Source organism: Actinobacillus vicugnae (assembly GCF_901687125.1).
GTDB classification, from domain to species: Bacteria; Pseudomonadota; Gammaproteobacteria; order Enterobacterales; family Pasteurellaceae; genus Actinobacillus; species Actinobacillus vicugnae.
The window spans coordinates 1-14,566 of record NZ_CABFJY010000004.1 but is presented as its reverse complement, the minus strand read 5'-3'; the positions used below and the strand labels follow the sequence as shown (position 1 = coordinate 14,566).

Annotated in this window: 10 protein-coding genes and 1 riboswitch; of the genes, 3 read left to right on the top strand and 7 right to left on the bottom strand. The window is 36.9% G+C overall.

The genetic code is table 11. The features are described 5' to 3' along the window. Nucleotides 1-12: 12 nt before the first annotated feature. The 5 genes from F8M47_RS01185 to F8M47_RS01165 form a co-directional block, all read right to left on the bottom strand. Nucleotides 13-714, bottom strand: coding sequence for a LutC/YkgG family protein (locus F8M47_RS01185; RefSeq protein ID WP_150538395.1), 702 nt, complete (start codon nt 712-714; stop codon nt 13-15). Nucleotides 715-849: 135 nt separating this feature from the next. Continuing rightward, nucleotides 850-2,259 carry a LutB/LldF family L-lactate oxidation iron-sulfur protein gene (locus F8M47_RS01180; protein ID WP_150538394.1) on the bottom strand — a complete coding sequence of 470 codons (1,410 nt, stop codon included), beginning with the start codon at nt 2,257-2,259 and terminating at the stop codon, nt 850-852. A 13-nt stretch (nt 2,260-2,272) separates the two neighbouring features. Further along, nucleotides 2,273-2,998, bottom strand: a complete 726-nt coding sequence (locus F8M47_RS01175; protein ID WP_150538393.1) for a (Fe-S)-binding protein — start codon at nt 2,996-2,998, stop codon at nt 2,273-2,275. A gap of 175 nt (nt 2,999-3,173) precedes the next feature. After that, nucleotides 3,174-4,766 (bottom strand): L-lactate permease, encoded by a 1,593-nt coding sequence (locus tag F8M47_RS01170; RefSeq protein WP_150538392.1) that lies wholly within the window; start codon nt 4,764-4,766, stop codon nt 3,174-3,176. Nucleotides 4,767-5,252: 486 nt separating this feature from the next. Beyond that, nucleotides 5,253-5,660 carry an H-NS family histone-like protein gene (locus tag F8M47_RS01165; protein WP_150538391.1) on the bottom strand — a complete coding sequence of 136 codons (408 nt, stop codon included), beginning with the start codon at nt 5,658-5,660 and terminating at the stop codon, nt 5,253-5,255. Nucleotides 5,661-5,917: 257 nt separating this feature from the next. Further along, nucleotides 5,918-6,090: riboswitch (Lysine riboswitch) on the top strand. Between the two features lie 132 nt (nt 6,091-6,222). Here F8M47_RS01165 and F8M47_RS01160 point away from each other — a divergent pair. Further along, nucleotides 6,223-7,731: a Na+/H+ antiporter NhaC family protein gene (locus F8M47_RS01160; protein WP_150538390.1), complete on the top strand. Its 1,509-nt coding sequence runs from the start codon at nt 6,223-6,225 to the stop codon at nt 7,729-7,731. Nucleotides 7,732-8,006: 275 nt separating this feature from the next. Here the strand turns inward: F8M47_RS01160 and F8M47_RS12175 are convergent, their stop codons facing one another. After that, nucleotides 8,007-8,363, bottom strand: a complete 357-nt coding sequence (locus tag F8M47_RS12175; protein WP_244298029.1) for an HAD family hydrolase — start codon at nt 8,361-8,363, stop codon at nt 8,007-8,009. Between the two features lie 8 nt (nt 8,364-8,371). Further along, a complete protein-coding gene (locus F8M47_RS12170) occupies nt 8,372-8,836 on the bottom strand; it encodes an HAD family hydrolase (protein ID WP_244298027.1) in 465 nt (154 codons plus the stop codon). 359 nt (nt 8,837-9,195) lie between these two features. Here F8M47_RS12170 and F8M47_RS01150 point away from each other — a divergent pair, with 359 nt between their 5' ends. After that, nucleotides 9,196-10,587 carry an MATE family efflux transporter gene (locus F8M47_RS01150; protein ID WP_150538389.1) on the top strand — a complete coding sequence of 464 codons (1,392 nt, stop codon included), beginning with the start codon at nt 9,196-9,198 and terminating at the stop codon, nt 10,585-10,587. 11 nt (nt 10,588-10,598) lie between these two features. After that, a complete protein-coding gene (gene recB, locus F8M47_RS01145) occupies nt 10,599-14,198 on the top strand; it encodes an exodeoxyribonuclease V subunit beta (protein ID WP_150538444.1) in 3,600 nt (1,199 codons plus the stop codon). Nucleotides 14,199-14,566 lie beyond the last annotated feature (368 nt).

Sequence of the window (14,566 nt, the reverse complement as noted above, 5' to 3'; positions counted from 1 at the left end):
TTAGACGTAAAGTTAGGCTAAATCATCAATCACGATATAGATTTTTGATACAGGGCCGTGTACGCCGACAACTTTGATTAATTCAATATCCGCCGTGGCACTTGGGCCCGAAATAATATTTACACAAGATGGCATTCGTTCGCCTGCTTGTGCTTTTTCATGCAGAATTTGTGCAAGTTGTGCAACACGAGGTAACACAGTGCTTTTGCGCACTACGACAATCGAAGTTGTAGGTAATAAACTGGTTGAACGACCGTTATCTTTAGAGGCGAATAACACGATACCGCCAGATTCAGCTAAGCCATATTCACCATATACGATACCAATATTAGCTTTTTCTGAGTGTGAAATATTGGCTTCACGGTTGGTAAAATCCCAAATATAGCTATCAAATTTTGCTTTAACAGCATCGGTGATCCCCAGTGATGCTAGACGGTTGTCGTTGTTTAATACGATGTTGCCACCGCCATATTTTTCACAGACGTCTAATACCGCTTGTGCAACCTCTGCTTCTTTAGTTTCTACTACATCAACTAATAATACTTTGGCAAAATTGATAAATTCTTGGCAAAGTTCTTGTTGAGAAAGATTAGTTAAACGTGTGGTTGGGTGATTATTTACTGGCGCTTCCATTTGATCTGGCACGAGTTTGCGCGCTCTGCCCATACGTTGCGCCAATTTATTTAAAAAGTTTTCACGATTTTGTAAATCCATTGCTTTGTCCTGTGTTTATCACGTTAGTGATTACAAGCACAAGCGGTCGGGTTTTGCTGATTGTTTGCAAATGTTTAGCCAAAAATGACCGCTTGTTGAGTTAATTGTTATCGATTATATATGGTTAAAGTTAAATTATTTACGGTTTGCAAACCATTCACGGAAGCTTTCACCTTCAGCTTTTGGTAAATCACGCGCTTTAGTCCATTCTGCTAATGCACCAACGTTAATTGGCGCTTTACCATTTTTGATAAATTTACCTGCAATTTTCGCACCTACTTTCACCCCCATATTCCAAACAGTTGGATTTGAGTTAGCGAAAGTAAAGCCTTTTATTGAAAGACGCTCGGTAAGTGGCGTTAACCCCGCATCAGCAATTTTTTCACGGTGTTTAAGGATTAATTGCGCAAGTGGAATTTTTACTGGGCAAACGCTATTACACGCAGTACAGAGTGAACAAGCATACGGTAGCTCTTTAAATTCATCGTATCCGCCCAATAATGGTGAAATTACTGCACCAATTGGACCTGGATAGATTGAGCCGTAACCGTGGCCGCCAATTTGGCGATATGCAGGGCAAGTATTTAAACAAGCACCACAACGGATACAACGTAAAACTTCTTGGAACTCACTTTCTAAGATTTTTGAACGACCGTTATCGACAATCACAAGGTGAAAATCTTCAGGACCATCGGTTTCACCTTCAAGGCGAGGTCCTGTTAGCCAAGTGTTGTAAGCGGTTAATTTTGCACCCACAGCACTGCGACATAACATCGTAATTAACGCATCTACTTCTTTAAAAGTTGGTGCTAAACGTTCCATACCCATTACTGCAATATGTGTTTTTGGTAATGTAGTCGCTAAACGTAAGTTACCTTCATTGGTTACTAAACAAACTGAACCTGTTTCTGGTACAGCAAAGTTACAGCCTGAAATACCGATATCGGCTTCTAAAAAGTCTTTACGTAAAGTTTGGCGAACAAAAGCATTCATTTCTTCTGGTTGTTCAGAGCCTTGGTAGCCAAGCACTTCATGTAATTCTTTACGGATACGGTGGCGATCTTTATGGATCGCAGGCACTACGATATGAGAGGGTTTATCGCCTACGATTTGGAGTAAATATTCACCTAAGTCGGTTTCAACCACTTTCATACCTTCAGCTTCTAAAACGTGATTTAAGCCGATTTCTTCGGTTACCATTGATTTTGATTTAACAATGGTTTTTGCCTTTTTCTCTAGCGCAACTTTACGAATATAAGCGGTGGCTTCTTCAGCGGTTTCTGCAAAAAAAACATGACCGCCATTTTGTGTTACTTTTTCACTTAATTGATATAAGTAAGCATCAAGGTTTGCTAATACGTGGTTACGAAATTGTTTTGAAAGATCACGCCATTCTTCCCAGTTACCAAGTTCATCCACCATTTTTTGGCGGTTAGCGCCGATAGTTTCTTGTGCTTTAACTACCGCTTTACGCATTACTTCATTATGTACTTGTTGTTCAACACGTTGTTTAAACGGTAGTGTACTTGTTTGTAAATGTGACATCTCATTCCCCTCTTTACTCTTGCATTAACACTTCTGCGATATGCATTACTTTAACGTTTTTACCTTCACGGTTTAGACGACCAGCAATATTTATCAGGCAACTTACATCTGCCCCTACTAAATATTCAGGTTCTACTTCGGTAATATTTATAACTTTTTCCGTTACCATTTCGCCAGAAATCTCTGCCATTTTCACCGAGAAAGTACCACCGAAACCACAGCAAGTTTGTTGGTTGTGGATAGGTAGAAGCTCTAAACCTTTAACATTTTGTAATAGCGTGAGAGGCTCATTCACAACACCAAGTTTACGCGTTAAGCTACAAGAAGGGTGGTAAACTGCTTTACCAGTAAGACGAGCGCCAACGTTTTCTACTTTTAAAACATTAACGATAAAATCGGTTAGATCGTAAAAACGTGCTGCAACTTTTTCTGCACGTTTTGCCCATTCGGTTTCACCAAAACGGTTGAAATATTCAGGGTAGTTTTTAATAGCATAAACACAAGAACCTGCTGGTGCTACAATAGGGTAATCATTCACTTCAAATGTTTCGACTAAGGTTTTCATACCAGCTACTGCATCTTTTGCGTAACCACTATTAATTGCTGGCTGACCACAACAACCTTGTTTTTCTAAGAAAATGACATTACAACCGAGCTTTTCTAGTAATAACACACTGTTTTTTGCCACGCCCGCTTTTACGATATCCGCAATGCAAGTGACATAGAAATTTACGTTCATAAAGAACTCCCACTTAAATAAAAATAAGAAATAATCGTATTTAGAAAGTTATAAATGACAAAAGGAAGCCAAATGACTTCCTTTTGTTTAAAATGTAAAAAAGTGATTAAATTTAACCGCTTGAACAAAGCGTAGTTTAACACGCCTTGTTCGCTATTCATCTACTCCTTTAATGTTAAACATTAAAGAAGAGTGGAATTACTGCAAGTGCAACGATTGCAGCAATCACGCCGTAGATAAACATTGGCACTACAGTTTTCTTAATAATCGCACCTTCTTGGTTTTGAATATTAAGTACAGAGTTTACTGCCACGATGTTGTTAATACATACCATGTTACCCATTGCACCACCTACAGATTGTAATGCAAGTACTAGTGAAGTAGATAAACCTGTAATTTCTGCAGTTGATAACTGTACGCTACCGAAGGTTAAATTAGATACTGTGTTAGAGCCTGAGAAGAACGCACCTACCGCACCTAAGTATGAAGCAAAGATTGTCCAGTATTCACCTGTTGCTGCTGCAAAGCTTTTACCGATAATTTTTACCATTGAACCATCATTACCCACTAACATTAAGTTCACCATAATTAATGCACCGATTAATGCGATGAATGGGTTTTTAGTTTGTTTGAAACTACCTGCAAATACTTCTTTTACTTTTGAACCACTTAAAGCGAAAAGTGGAATACAGATTAATACGGTTACTACAAATGGGATTAATGCGGGTACGTAAAGTAATTTATAGCTTGCATTTACCGATGTACCAAAAATATTTTTCAAGCTGAATACTAAGCCTTGACTAATTTCAAATTGACCTAGTGAGCCTAATTGTGTACCAATCCATATTGTCGCATTATTCATCATTGCTTTGAATGGTAATTGTTGGATACGAGTTACAATTAAGAACGCAATTAATAAACCTGTTGGAAGTAATGCTTTTGCAACTTCTTTACCCGTTACTACACTATCTAAAGTATTTTCAACTTTTGCTAAACCAACACCTTTATTGGCAAGGAAGATTGAAATAAATAAACCAATTGCGCCGCCTACTAATGATGGGAATTCATAGTTTACTTGCGCAAGGAAGAAGTAAGGAATTATGCAAGAGAATACGCTTAAATAAATGAATACGATATTTTGACGAATTTCTTTCCAAGTTGCGATAAAGCTTAATGCCATTACAGGGATCACTAATGCAGCGAATGCATGAATAAGCGCTGTCATTGAGCCGATTTCAAGAATTTGTGATTCCACTAAATTTAATGAACCAAAACCGAACCAAGTTGGTGTACCTACTGCACCAAATGAAACTGGTACAGAGTTCATTACTAAAGCAAGAATGGCGACTTTAATTGGGTTGAAACCTAAACCAACAAGAATTGGTGCTGCGATAGCGGCTGGTGTACCAAAACCACTTGCACCTTCGATCATAAATGCGAATGCCCAACCGATGATCATTAACTGAGCAATAGGGTTTGGATTGATTGTTCCTAACCATTTACGTAACGTATTGGTTACGCCAGACGCTTCTGAGAAACGGTTAAACAAGATTGCACCAAAGATAACAGTGATCGGCGTTAATACCGAGATAATCGCTGAAGCGATATTTGCACTAACAATAGTGATATCTGTTGCAAAGAAAAGTAGGTGAATAATTAATACCACTACAGCAACCCAAGGGAGCGCCACATAAGATGGTAGAGCATTACGTTTTACCATTAAGTAAATGAGTAAAACAATTGGGAATATACTAAGAAAGAGAGCCATAAAAAACCTCGCAAAGAGACTATAATGTTTTAAGTTAAAAAAATGTTAACTTTTGGATAGGTGCATTTTATGTGAGATTTTTTAAAAAAATAGGGGGTTTGTTTCAAATTATGACCATGATCACACTTTTATTGTTTGTTTGCTTAAAAAAAAATCAACAAAAAACCATAAAATTTAACATTTTTTTAAATGTAACGTTCATGAGTTAGTACTGATAGGAGGACGGTTTATCGTTCAATCTTAAATAGATTACAACTTTTTTACTTTGGCAAACGTTTGCCAAGTGCTTTACCCCTTGAAAGAGAATGAGTGTACTAATAGGGAATAATTTGTATTATTAATCAAAAGTTATATGTATTTCGATTTATAAAAATTAAGTTTTAAAGTTGATGAAATGTGTTTCGAATCGAAATTTAAAGTGGCGGGGGTAATTATTTTTAGATAATAAAAATAGGGAGTGATATTACTCCCTATTGATGGCATTGATTAGATTTCAAAATCTTCTAAAGATTTACCAGCATTTAATGCTTTTTGGATTGGACGAGGTGTACGACCTTGACCTGTCCAAGTTTTTTCATTGCCATTTTCATCAATAAATTTATATTTTGCAGGACGCGGTGCACGTGGTTCACGTTTTTTACGATCTGATACGCTACCAAGTAAAACTGCAAGTTCTTCAGCAGAAATTCCATCTTTTTCAAGTAATTCTTTATACTTGTTTAAACCTTCCATAAATTTAGCTTGCTCTAACTCCTGAGCGCGTACTGCTTGACGCTTTTCTTCTACAACAATAGATACTTTTTCAAGTAAAATCTCTAATTGTTCTAGAGAGGTTTCGCGTGCGATTACTCGTAAGCTACGAATATTAGATAATGTTTTTAAGATATCAGACATTTTTCATCTCCAAATAAAGACCATATTTAAAATATAATAATTTCATTATTGTGTTTAATTCTAGAAAAGAAGAAATACTCCAGAACTAAACCTATATTAACGGAATATATATTTGAGGTAAACAAATAATTTATTGAATATAATCTAATTGATTGAGATAAGACCTGTATAGGAATGATTTATCTATTAATCTTGCTTAAATAGTTGAAATTAGCTATTGGCAAACCTTCAATATTAAGGTAATCTTACGCCGTCCTACAAATTGTAGAGGTGCAAATCCGATAAGTATTTTTTCTGAGTGGAAAACGATGAGGAAGAAGGAAAGGCGTATTTGCCGAAATCAGTTAAGCGTCATCTTAATTGGTTGGGGTCGTTACCGAAAGGGACGACACTGTCGTAACATCTATTGTTACGGAGTGCTACTGTTAGGGTTGGTTCATATTTTTCTTATTTCATATTGTCCACCTTTATTCATTATGCAATTCGCATAAAATATCTCAGTAGATCCTCTTCTTTGTTTGGCTTTCAATTTCATTACAAAGTTATATTTTTTAGAGGTTTTATGAATCTAGTTGATTATTCAAGTTCGTTATGGTCGATTGCACCAGCCGCACTTGCGCTAATTTTAGCAATTGCTACGCGTAAAGTTTTACTTTCGTTAGGCGTTGGCATTTTAGTTGGTGCATTTATGTTAGCACCACAATTTATGGATGGTTCTACTTATTTAAAGAATATCGCAGTTGGCTTGGTATATTCGGAAGGCGAGTGGTCATTCGGTAAATTACAAATTCTTATTTTCTTACTTTTATTAGGCGTATTTACTTCCTTACTGACTTATTCAGGAAGTAATCAAGCTTTTGCTAATTGGGCGAGAAAACATATTAAAGATAGACGTGGTGCAAAATTACTTACAGCATGTTTGGTTTTCGTAACCTTTATTGATGACTATTTCCATAGTTTAGCTGTGGGGGCAATTGCTCGTCCTGTTACTGATAAATTTAAAGTATCGCGTGCTAAATTGGCATATATTTTAGATTCTACCGCAGCTCCAATGTGTGTATTAATGCCTGTTTCAAGTTGGGGGGCCTCAATTATTGCCACCATTGGCGGTTTATTAGTGACTTATAATGTTGCTGAATACACGGCAATGAGTGCATTTATTTCAATGAGTGCGATGAACTTCTATGCGATTTTTGCATTGTTATTTGTATTTTTTGTTTCTTATAGCTCATTTGATATTGGTTCAATGGCACGTTTTGAACGCTTAGCGCAAGCGGTTGAACACCATACACAAGATGAAAATATTGACACCAAAGGCAGAGTGTATGCATTAATTATTCCAATTTTAGTACTTATTGTTACTACTGTGACTTCAATGATTTATACAGGCGCACAAGCACTCGACACATTTAGCTTACTTGGCGCATTTGAAAATACCAATGTGAACCTTTCTTTAGTAATTGGTGGCTCAGCTGGGGTATTCGCAGTAGTAGTTTGTACGCTTGGTTTAATTAATGTTGCAGATTATCCAAAAGCGATTTGGAATGGCTGTCACTCAATGTTTGGCGCTATTGCGATTTTAGTACTCGCGTGGTTAATCAGTAGTGTTGTGAAAGATATGCATACGGGTGATTATCTTTCGACATTAGTTGCAGGCAATATTGATCCAGCATTTTTACCCGCTATTTTATTTGTGTTAGCAACAGTAATGGCATTCGCAACGGGAACAAGTTGGGGGACTTTCGGTATTATGTTGCCGATATCCGCAGGCATGGCAGTTAATGTAGATGTAAGTTTATTAATTCCATGTATGTCAGCGGTAATGGCGGGAGCTGTTTGTGGCGACCACTGTTCACCGATTTCAGATACGACAATTTTATCTTCAACAGGCGCACAGTGTAATCATATAGATCACGTGACTTCACAATTACCTTATGCGTTATTAGTAGCTGTGGCGGCAATTGTTGGTTATTTAGTGGTTGGTTTCACCAAATCAGCATTGTTTGGATTCTTCGCAACAGGTGCTGTGATGATTGCACTAATTTTAGTTTCGAAGAAATTAACGAAATAATTCATATCTAAAATCTTAAATGGGCTAAAGCGATATTTAAAGCTTTAGCTCATTTTTTATTATATCGTCTATCTATAATAAAAATGCGTACGATATGCGTATAGAATCAAAAGATTAAGTGGTAAGCGGAATAAAAAACAATGGATGGGACGGACAATTAACATTCAATATATAGGAAGAACGTCATGGTAAGAAAATTCCATGACGGCTCAAATTTATCCAATCTTTATGCAGTGAATTCGCTGTGAACTATTTTATTTCACTACATTCAATAATCATAACGAGATTTCCTTTAGAATATTAAGAATTCCATGGCAATATGGTAGATTAAGGCTACTTCCATAAGTTTTTATTGCTGTTTTGTCTGCATTTGAAACAAGATAGCCTTTTCCTGCTTTACTAAACATTGTAACGTCATTTGCACTATCGCCAAATGCCAACACGTTATTTTGAGAAATATTTAATTCTTCCAGTAAAAATAATACTGCTTGATCTTTTCCACAGCATGTAGGAATAAATTCTATATCATAACAGTTTTCAGGATCGCCAGCAGCAGGATTACATTTAGTAAACATCACACGAATATGATATTTATCGGCTAATGCTTTGATTAAATTGAAATCAGATTCCATGCTTTCTCTTAATAATAGAAACTTATTTTATAAGCTCCTTGATAGTCTTTTGGTTGTTTTTCTATTGAAATATGATTTCTTTCAATCTCTTTAATAATCTTATTTACATTTTCATGAGAATAACCTGATTTAATAATTCTTTGCTCCCAAGATTTTGATGGAACTAATACTCCGTCTCTAATCCAATAAAATTCTGTACCTAAACTACAGCATAAAAAGTGTGGGCTATGTGATATATAGTTATATGCTTTTCGTAGTGCTGAATTTAAGTTTGTTCTAGTAATCCAACCAAGCATAATACCTTTAGCAATCGCATGTTCAATCATAAATTTTTCTAAATGTTCTATGCCTCCTTTATGTTTATTTTCTTTTGCATAAGGAATATAAGTTTCATCTAAATCACAGCAAGCTAAAAATTTTACTTTGGTAGGGCGGGGAAATTCTAGTGGTAAGTTATTTTTTGAAAAAGCCATACAGTACCTCAATCATGCTGTTTTGTTATTAAATTGCTATTTAATAATTAAAATAATTTTGTGTAATTGTTTTAATTTAAAAAATGTGATTTTTATCTCAATATTTTCTTATATTATTTATTTTAAGCTATATTCTGATAATTAATTAGTTATCAAAATGTTTGAATTTGGATTCTTTAAAGTTTAAAGCTTAGTGAGCTTAATAGAAAATAGATATCATATTTATATGAATGGTTTCTGTAGTTTAAGATATTAGAAGAGCAGGGTTTCCGTCCATAAACTGTCATTTTGGCAAAAATTTTGCGAAAAATGACCACTTGTTGCCGTATAATAGCGAGGTATTTTTAAATGAGGTAATTATGAATCTGCAATGGCAAAAGTATCCTGAGAACACGCGCAAATTGTTTAAATTGACTCTCCCGATTTTTATTTCTCAGCTTTCAGTGGCGGGAATGGGGCTTGCTGATATTGTTATGGCGGGGTTAGTGAGTGATGATGATGTATCAGCAATTGCGGTAAGTAACTCTATCTATTTCCCACTCTTTTTATTTGTGTTGGGGTTGCTGAATGCGATTACCCCCACAGTTTCGTATCTAAATGGTTCAAATCAACGTCATTTGATTGCGCATCAAATTCGCCAAGGATTTTGGCTGGTTTGGGTATTGTCGATTCCATTGATTGTTATCTTTTTAAATAGTCATTGGATTTTGGATTATATGAACACACCACAAGCGTTTTCAGTTAAATCGCAACAATATTTGGCCATTATGGCAATTGGCGTGATCCCTGCGTTAATGGCGGTGAATTTACGCTGTATGAATGATGGGCTTTTTAATCCAAAACCTGCAATGCGCATTACTTTCTTCGGTTTGTTAATTAATATTCTACTTAACTATATTTTTATTTTTGGTAAGTTTGGTTTGCCTGCAATGGGGGCAGTGGGTTGTGGTGTCGCGACTGCAATGGTGAACTGGGTGATGTTCTTGTTGCTTTTCCATTACAGTTATACCAATAAACCGCAAAAAGATATTGGCTTATTTAGCCGTTGGTTTGAAATGCCAAGCGGTCAAACTTTACTGCAAATTTGCAAATTAGGCTTACCGATTGGCTTTGCGACTTTTACCGAAGTGATGTTGTTTTCGACTTCTGCGCTATTACTTTCGCCATTAGGATCGCAAGTGGTGGCAAGTCATCAAGCTGCACTCCAAACAAGCTCGTTGCTGTTTATGATCCCGATGTCGTTTAGTATTGCAACGACGATTGTCGTGGGCAAAACGCTTGGGCAAAAACAAGTGGAGCAAGCAAAAATCATTAGCTATCACGCCCTGTTTAATGGAGCGTTGTTTGCGCTATTAGCAGCGATTGTGGTGGTGGTATTGGATGAAATTATTCCGCTTGCTTTTACCAGTGATCCTGTTTCGATTGCAATTGCGGCACATTTATTGCTTTTTGCTGCGGTGTATCAAATTCCTGATTCGCTACAAGCGGTCACAAATGGTATTTTGCGTGGCTATAAACATACCAAACCGATTTTATATGTCACTATGTTCTGCTATTGGGTGATTGGTATTCCTCTCGGCTATATTTTAGCGAGAACAAATTGGATCGTTGAGCCAATGGCAGCTGCTGGCTTTTGGTTTGTATTCTGTGTGAGTTTAAGTATTGCCGCTGGTTTATTGATTTACCAAATGCGCAAAATTCAACAAATGCCTGCAGAGCAATTATTAGCAAAATTAGAACGAATTAAATAATGAATAACATGATGAAAACGCTTTCTCCAATTGAGCTACCGCTAAATTGTACTGCTTTAATTGAAGCTTCCGCAGGCACGGGCAAAACCTTTACTATGGCGAATTTATATTTGCGTTTGCTATTGGGTATTGGCTGTGCACCTTTAACGGTAGAACAAATTTTGGTGGTAACTTTTACCAAAGCTGCAACTGAAGAGCTTCGAGATCGTATTCGTAAAAATATCAAAGCGTTTCGAACCTTTTTACAACATTTTGATGCGCAACAAACTTATGATCCGAACGATTTTTTCTGCCAGTTACAGCAACAGATTCAAAGTGTAGAAGAAGCGGTTTTACGATTACGCATTGCAGAACGAGAAATTGATCTCGCCAGTATTTTTACTATTCATAGTTTTTGCCAAAAAATGCTGTTTCAGTTTGCGTTTGATTCAGGCGTGCGTTTTGATAGCGATTTACAGCCAGATGAAAATGAGTTATTACGTTGTTTAAGCGAAGAAGTTTGGCGTGAAATGTTTTACCCAATGGGGTTGTCTGAAACGGCTTCAGTCGCAGAATATCTCCATACACCTGAAAATGCATTAAGTGCGGTTCGTGCTTTTATTGCGGCAGAATTGCCTACGTTATCGGCAGAACAAAATTGGCTGACAAATGATCTCGCTTCACATTTAGCCGCATTGCAACAATTTTTAACCGAAGCTAAACAGCATTGGCTTGTCGCTGGTGAAGAAGTACTTGGTTTAATTGAAGCAGAATTAGCAAAAAAATATAAAACAGGCGAGAAAAAAGCACTAAATCGCCGTTCGTATCAAACGCGCTATTTAGTGAAATGGCGAGAGGCAGTAGATGAATGGGCAAACAGTTCGCTGTGCTATTTGCCTGCGGATCAGTTTGAGCGTTTTTGTCAGGACTTTTTAATTGAAAAAGCCGAAGAGGGCGCAGAGCCTTTAACACACTCACATTTTGCAAAAAACCAGCAAATTTTGACCGCTTATCAACAACAATTTGCGGACAAACAAAAGCCATTATTGCTTTATCAATTTTTGTTATCGCTAAGAGAAAAGCTGGCAGACTATAAAGCAACCCACAGTGAAAAAAGCTTTAACGATATGCTGACGTTTTTAAATCAGGCTTTAAAAGCGGAACGAGGCGATGCACTTGCAGAACAGATTCGTGCGCAATTTCCATTTGCGATGATTGATGAATTCCAAGATACCGATAAAGAGCAATACGAAATCTTTGAAAAGATTTTTATGCAGCAAGCGCATAACAATCAAGGATTTATTATGATTGGCGACCCAAAACAATCGATCTATAAATTCCGTGGTGCAGATATTTTCACTTATTTGACCGCTTCTCAACAGGCGCAAGAAAAGCGTACATTGGCGAAAAACTGGCGTTCGTTGCCCCCGATTGTAGAGGCGACTAACCGTTTATTTGCATTTCCAGCAGATAGCAAAAACAGCCCTTTCTTGTATGATGGCATTCAGTTTCAGCCAGTGCAATCTAAGCAAAACGATACAACATTAATCGGATCGGATTATGTGAATTGCTATTTGCAAGAAAAATTTGATGAAAATTTGGCGGCTAAACAGTGCGCTTACCAAATTCAGCAACAGCTTAAACAGATGGAAGCGGTCAAATTTGGCCTAAAAAAAGCAAATGGAGAAGTTAAGGCTTTTCAAGCAAAAGATATGGCGATTCTAGTGCGTAGCCATACTCAAGCCGCCTTAATCAAAAATAGCTTGGCGGAGCTGGGGATTCGTTCGGTGTTTTTATCTGAAAAGCAAAGTGTTTATCAATCAGAAATGGCACAGGAGCTATTATGGGTGTTGTATGCTTGTTTGAATCCTTATCATCAAAGTTATTTGTTGAGTGCGTTAGGCTCTACACTTTGGGGGCTTTCTGCAGCAGAAATCCATCAACTGAAAAACAGTGAATTGCAATGGGATGAACAGGTTGGGCGATTTATTGCTTATCAACAAATTTGGCAACAACAAGGGATTTTACCAATGTTGCATAAATTGTTTATGCAAGAAGGCATTATTGAGCGCTTACGATCTCATCCAACGGAAAGTGACCGCCATTTAACTGATTTATTGCATTTAACTGAACTATTGCAAAATGCAATGCCTAGCTTAGAAAATGAGTCAGCATTGGTGCGTTGGTACGAGCGCCAACTTGGCCAAATCGATCAGGCAGAAGAGCATATTTTGCGCTTAGAAAGCGAAGAAGAACTGATTAAGATCGTAACCATTCACGGCTCAAAAGGCTTGCAGTATCCGATTGTGTGGTTACCGTTTGTTGCCAAAAAAAGCCAAGGTGCGAAAGCGAATCATTTAACAATTTATCGTGATGAGCAAGGGCAATCACATTGGTATTTTGGTAAGCCAACGGAAGCGATTCAGACCTTGTTAGATCGTGAAGAATTAGCAGAAGATCTGCGTTTGCTTTATGTCGCAATGACTCGTGCAGAATCTCAAATTAATTTGATTTTGCCAAAATGGTTTGAAAGCGGTTGGAATGCATTACATTATTTGTTGAGTAATGGTGAAATTGGTTTAGATAAAGTGGTTAAGGCGGAGTGGGATAGCCAAACTTATTTACGACAAAAAGGTATTGAATGCCAAGCGGTCGAATTAGACGAAAATATTGCAAATGATAGCTGGCGCCCAACACTCGTTAGCCTAAAAGTGTTATCTGCACGTCATTTTAGTGGCGAAATTCATCAACTAGGCTTAGTGACGAGTTTTAGTACGTTACATCAACAGCACGAATGGGCGGCGCAAAATTATGCGGAACACCATTTACCCAAAAATTTGGAGAATGCGGGACAAGATTATGATCAACAAATAATGATTGTTGAAGCGGATGATTCTCTTGGATTGAATACAGAAGAGGTAGATGCTTATTCACCTTACCAATTCCCACATAGCACTAAAGTTGGGAATATTTTGCATAACTTTTTTGAACATTGTGACTTCCAACAAGCAGTTGATTTTCAGCAAATTTTAGCCATTTGCGAACAGCTAAATTTAGATGAGCAATGGCAACAACCGTTACAAAAATGGTTTGAACAAGTACTTGCTACCCCATTTGGTGAGGCTGAATTTGTGCTTAAAGATATTCCGATGAGTAAGCGTTTAAATGAATGGCAATTTTATTTGCGCTTGAAAAATGAGCGCGGTTTGAAAAGCCTAAATAAGCTATTAAAGCAATATGGTACAGTTTCTGCCTCATTAGCAGATTTACACTTGCCACAATTAGAAGGCTATGTGCGTGGTTTTGTCGATTGTATTGTGCAAATGGACGATAAATATTATGTGATCGACTACAAATCGAATTTCTTAGGTTATTTACCTCAAGATTACAGCCAACAAAATCTTGCTAAAGCGATAGGGCAATATCGATACGATTTACAATATCTACTTTATACTTTAGCGCTACATCGTTATTTACAAGTGCGTTTAGGTGAGCAATATAAATATGAACGTGATTTTGGGGGCGTGGCATATTTATTTTTACGAGGTATGAATGGCACGCCAAATAGCGGTGTGTTTTTCGATAAACCTCGCAAGGAATTAATTGATGGAATGAATGAATTATTTGGCTAACATTTCATGATTTGTTTAATTAAAAGGGCTACCATTTGGTCGCTCTTTTTTTGAAAGTAAAACTTCTCTTGTTGCTTAAATGTGGATATTAATAAGTATGGTTTTCAAAATAATGTTTAGCGATATAAATGTAATTATGATAACCATGGAGAGGTATATAATTTGCTTGCATTTTTAATTTTGTTGTTTATATTCAATAAACAAGGGGGATCTTTAAAATTTGATTCTAGGAGGTAAAAATATGACAGTACAATCCAATTACCGCTACAGCCTCAAGGTCAATGGCGAGACGGAATTTGATGTAGTGAGTTTTGTGTTAAAAGAAGGGCTTTCACAGTTATTTCGTTTAGAATTAGAGCTGGCGAGTT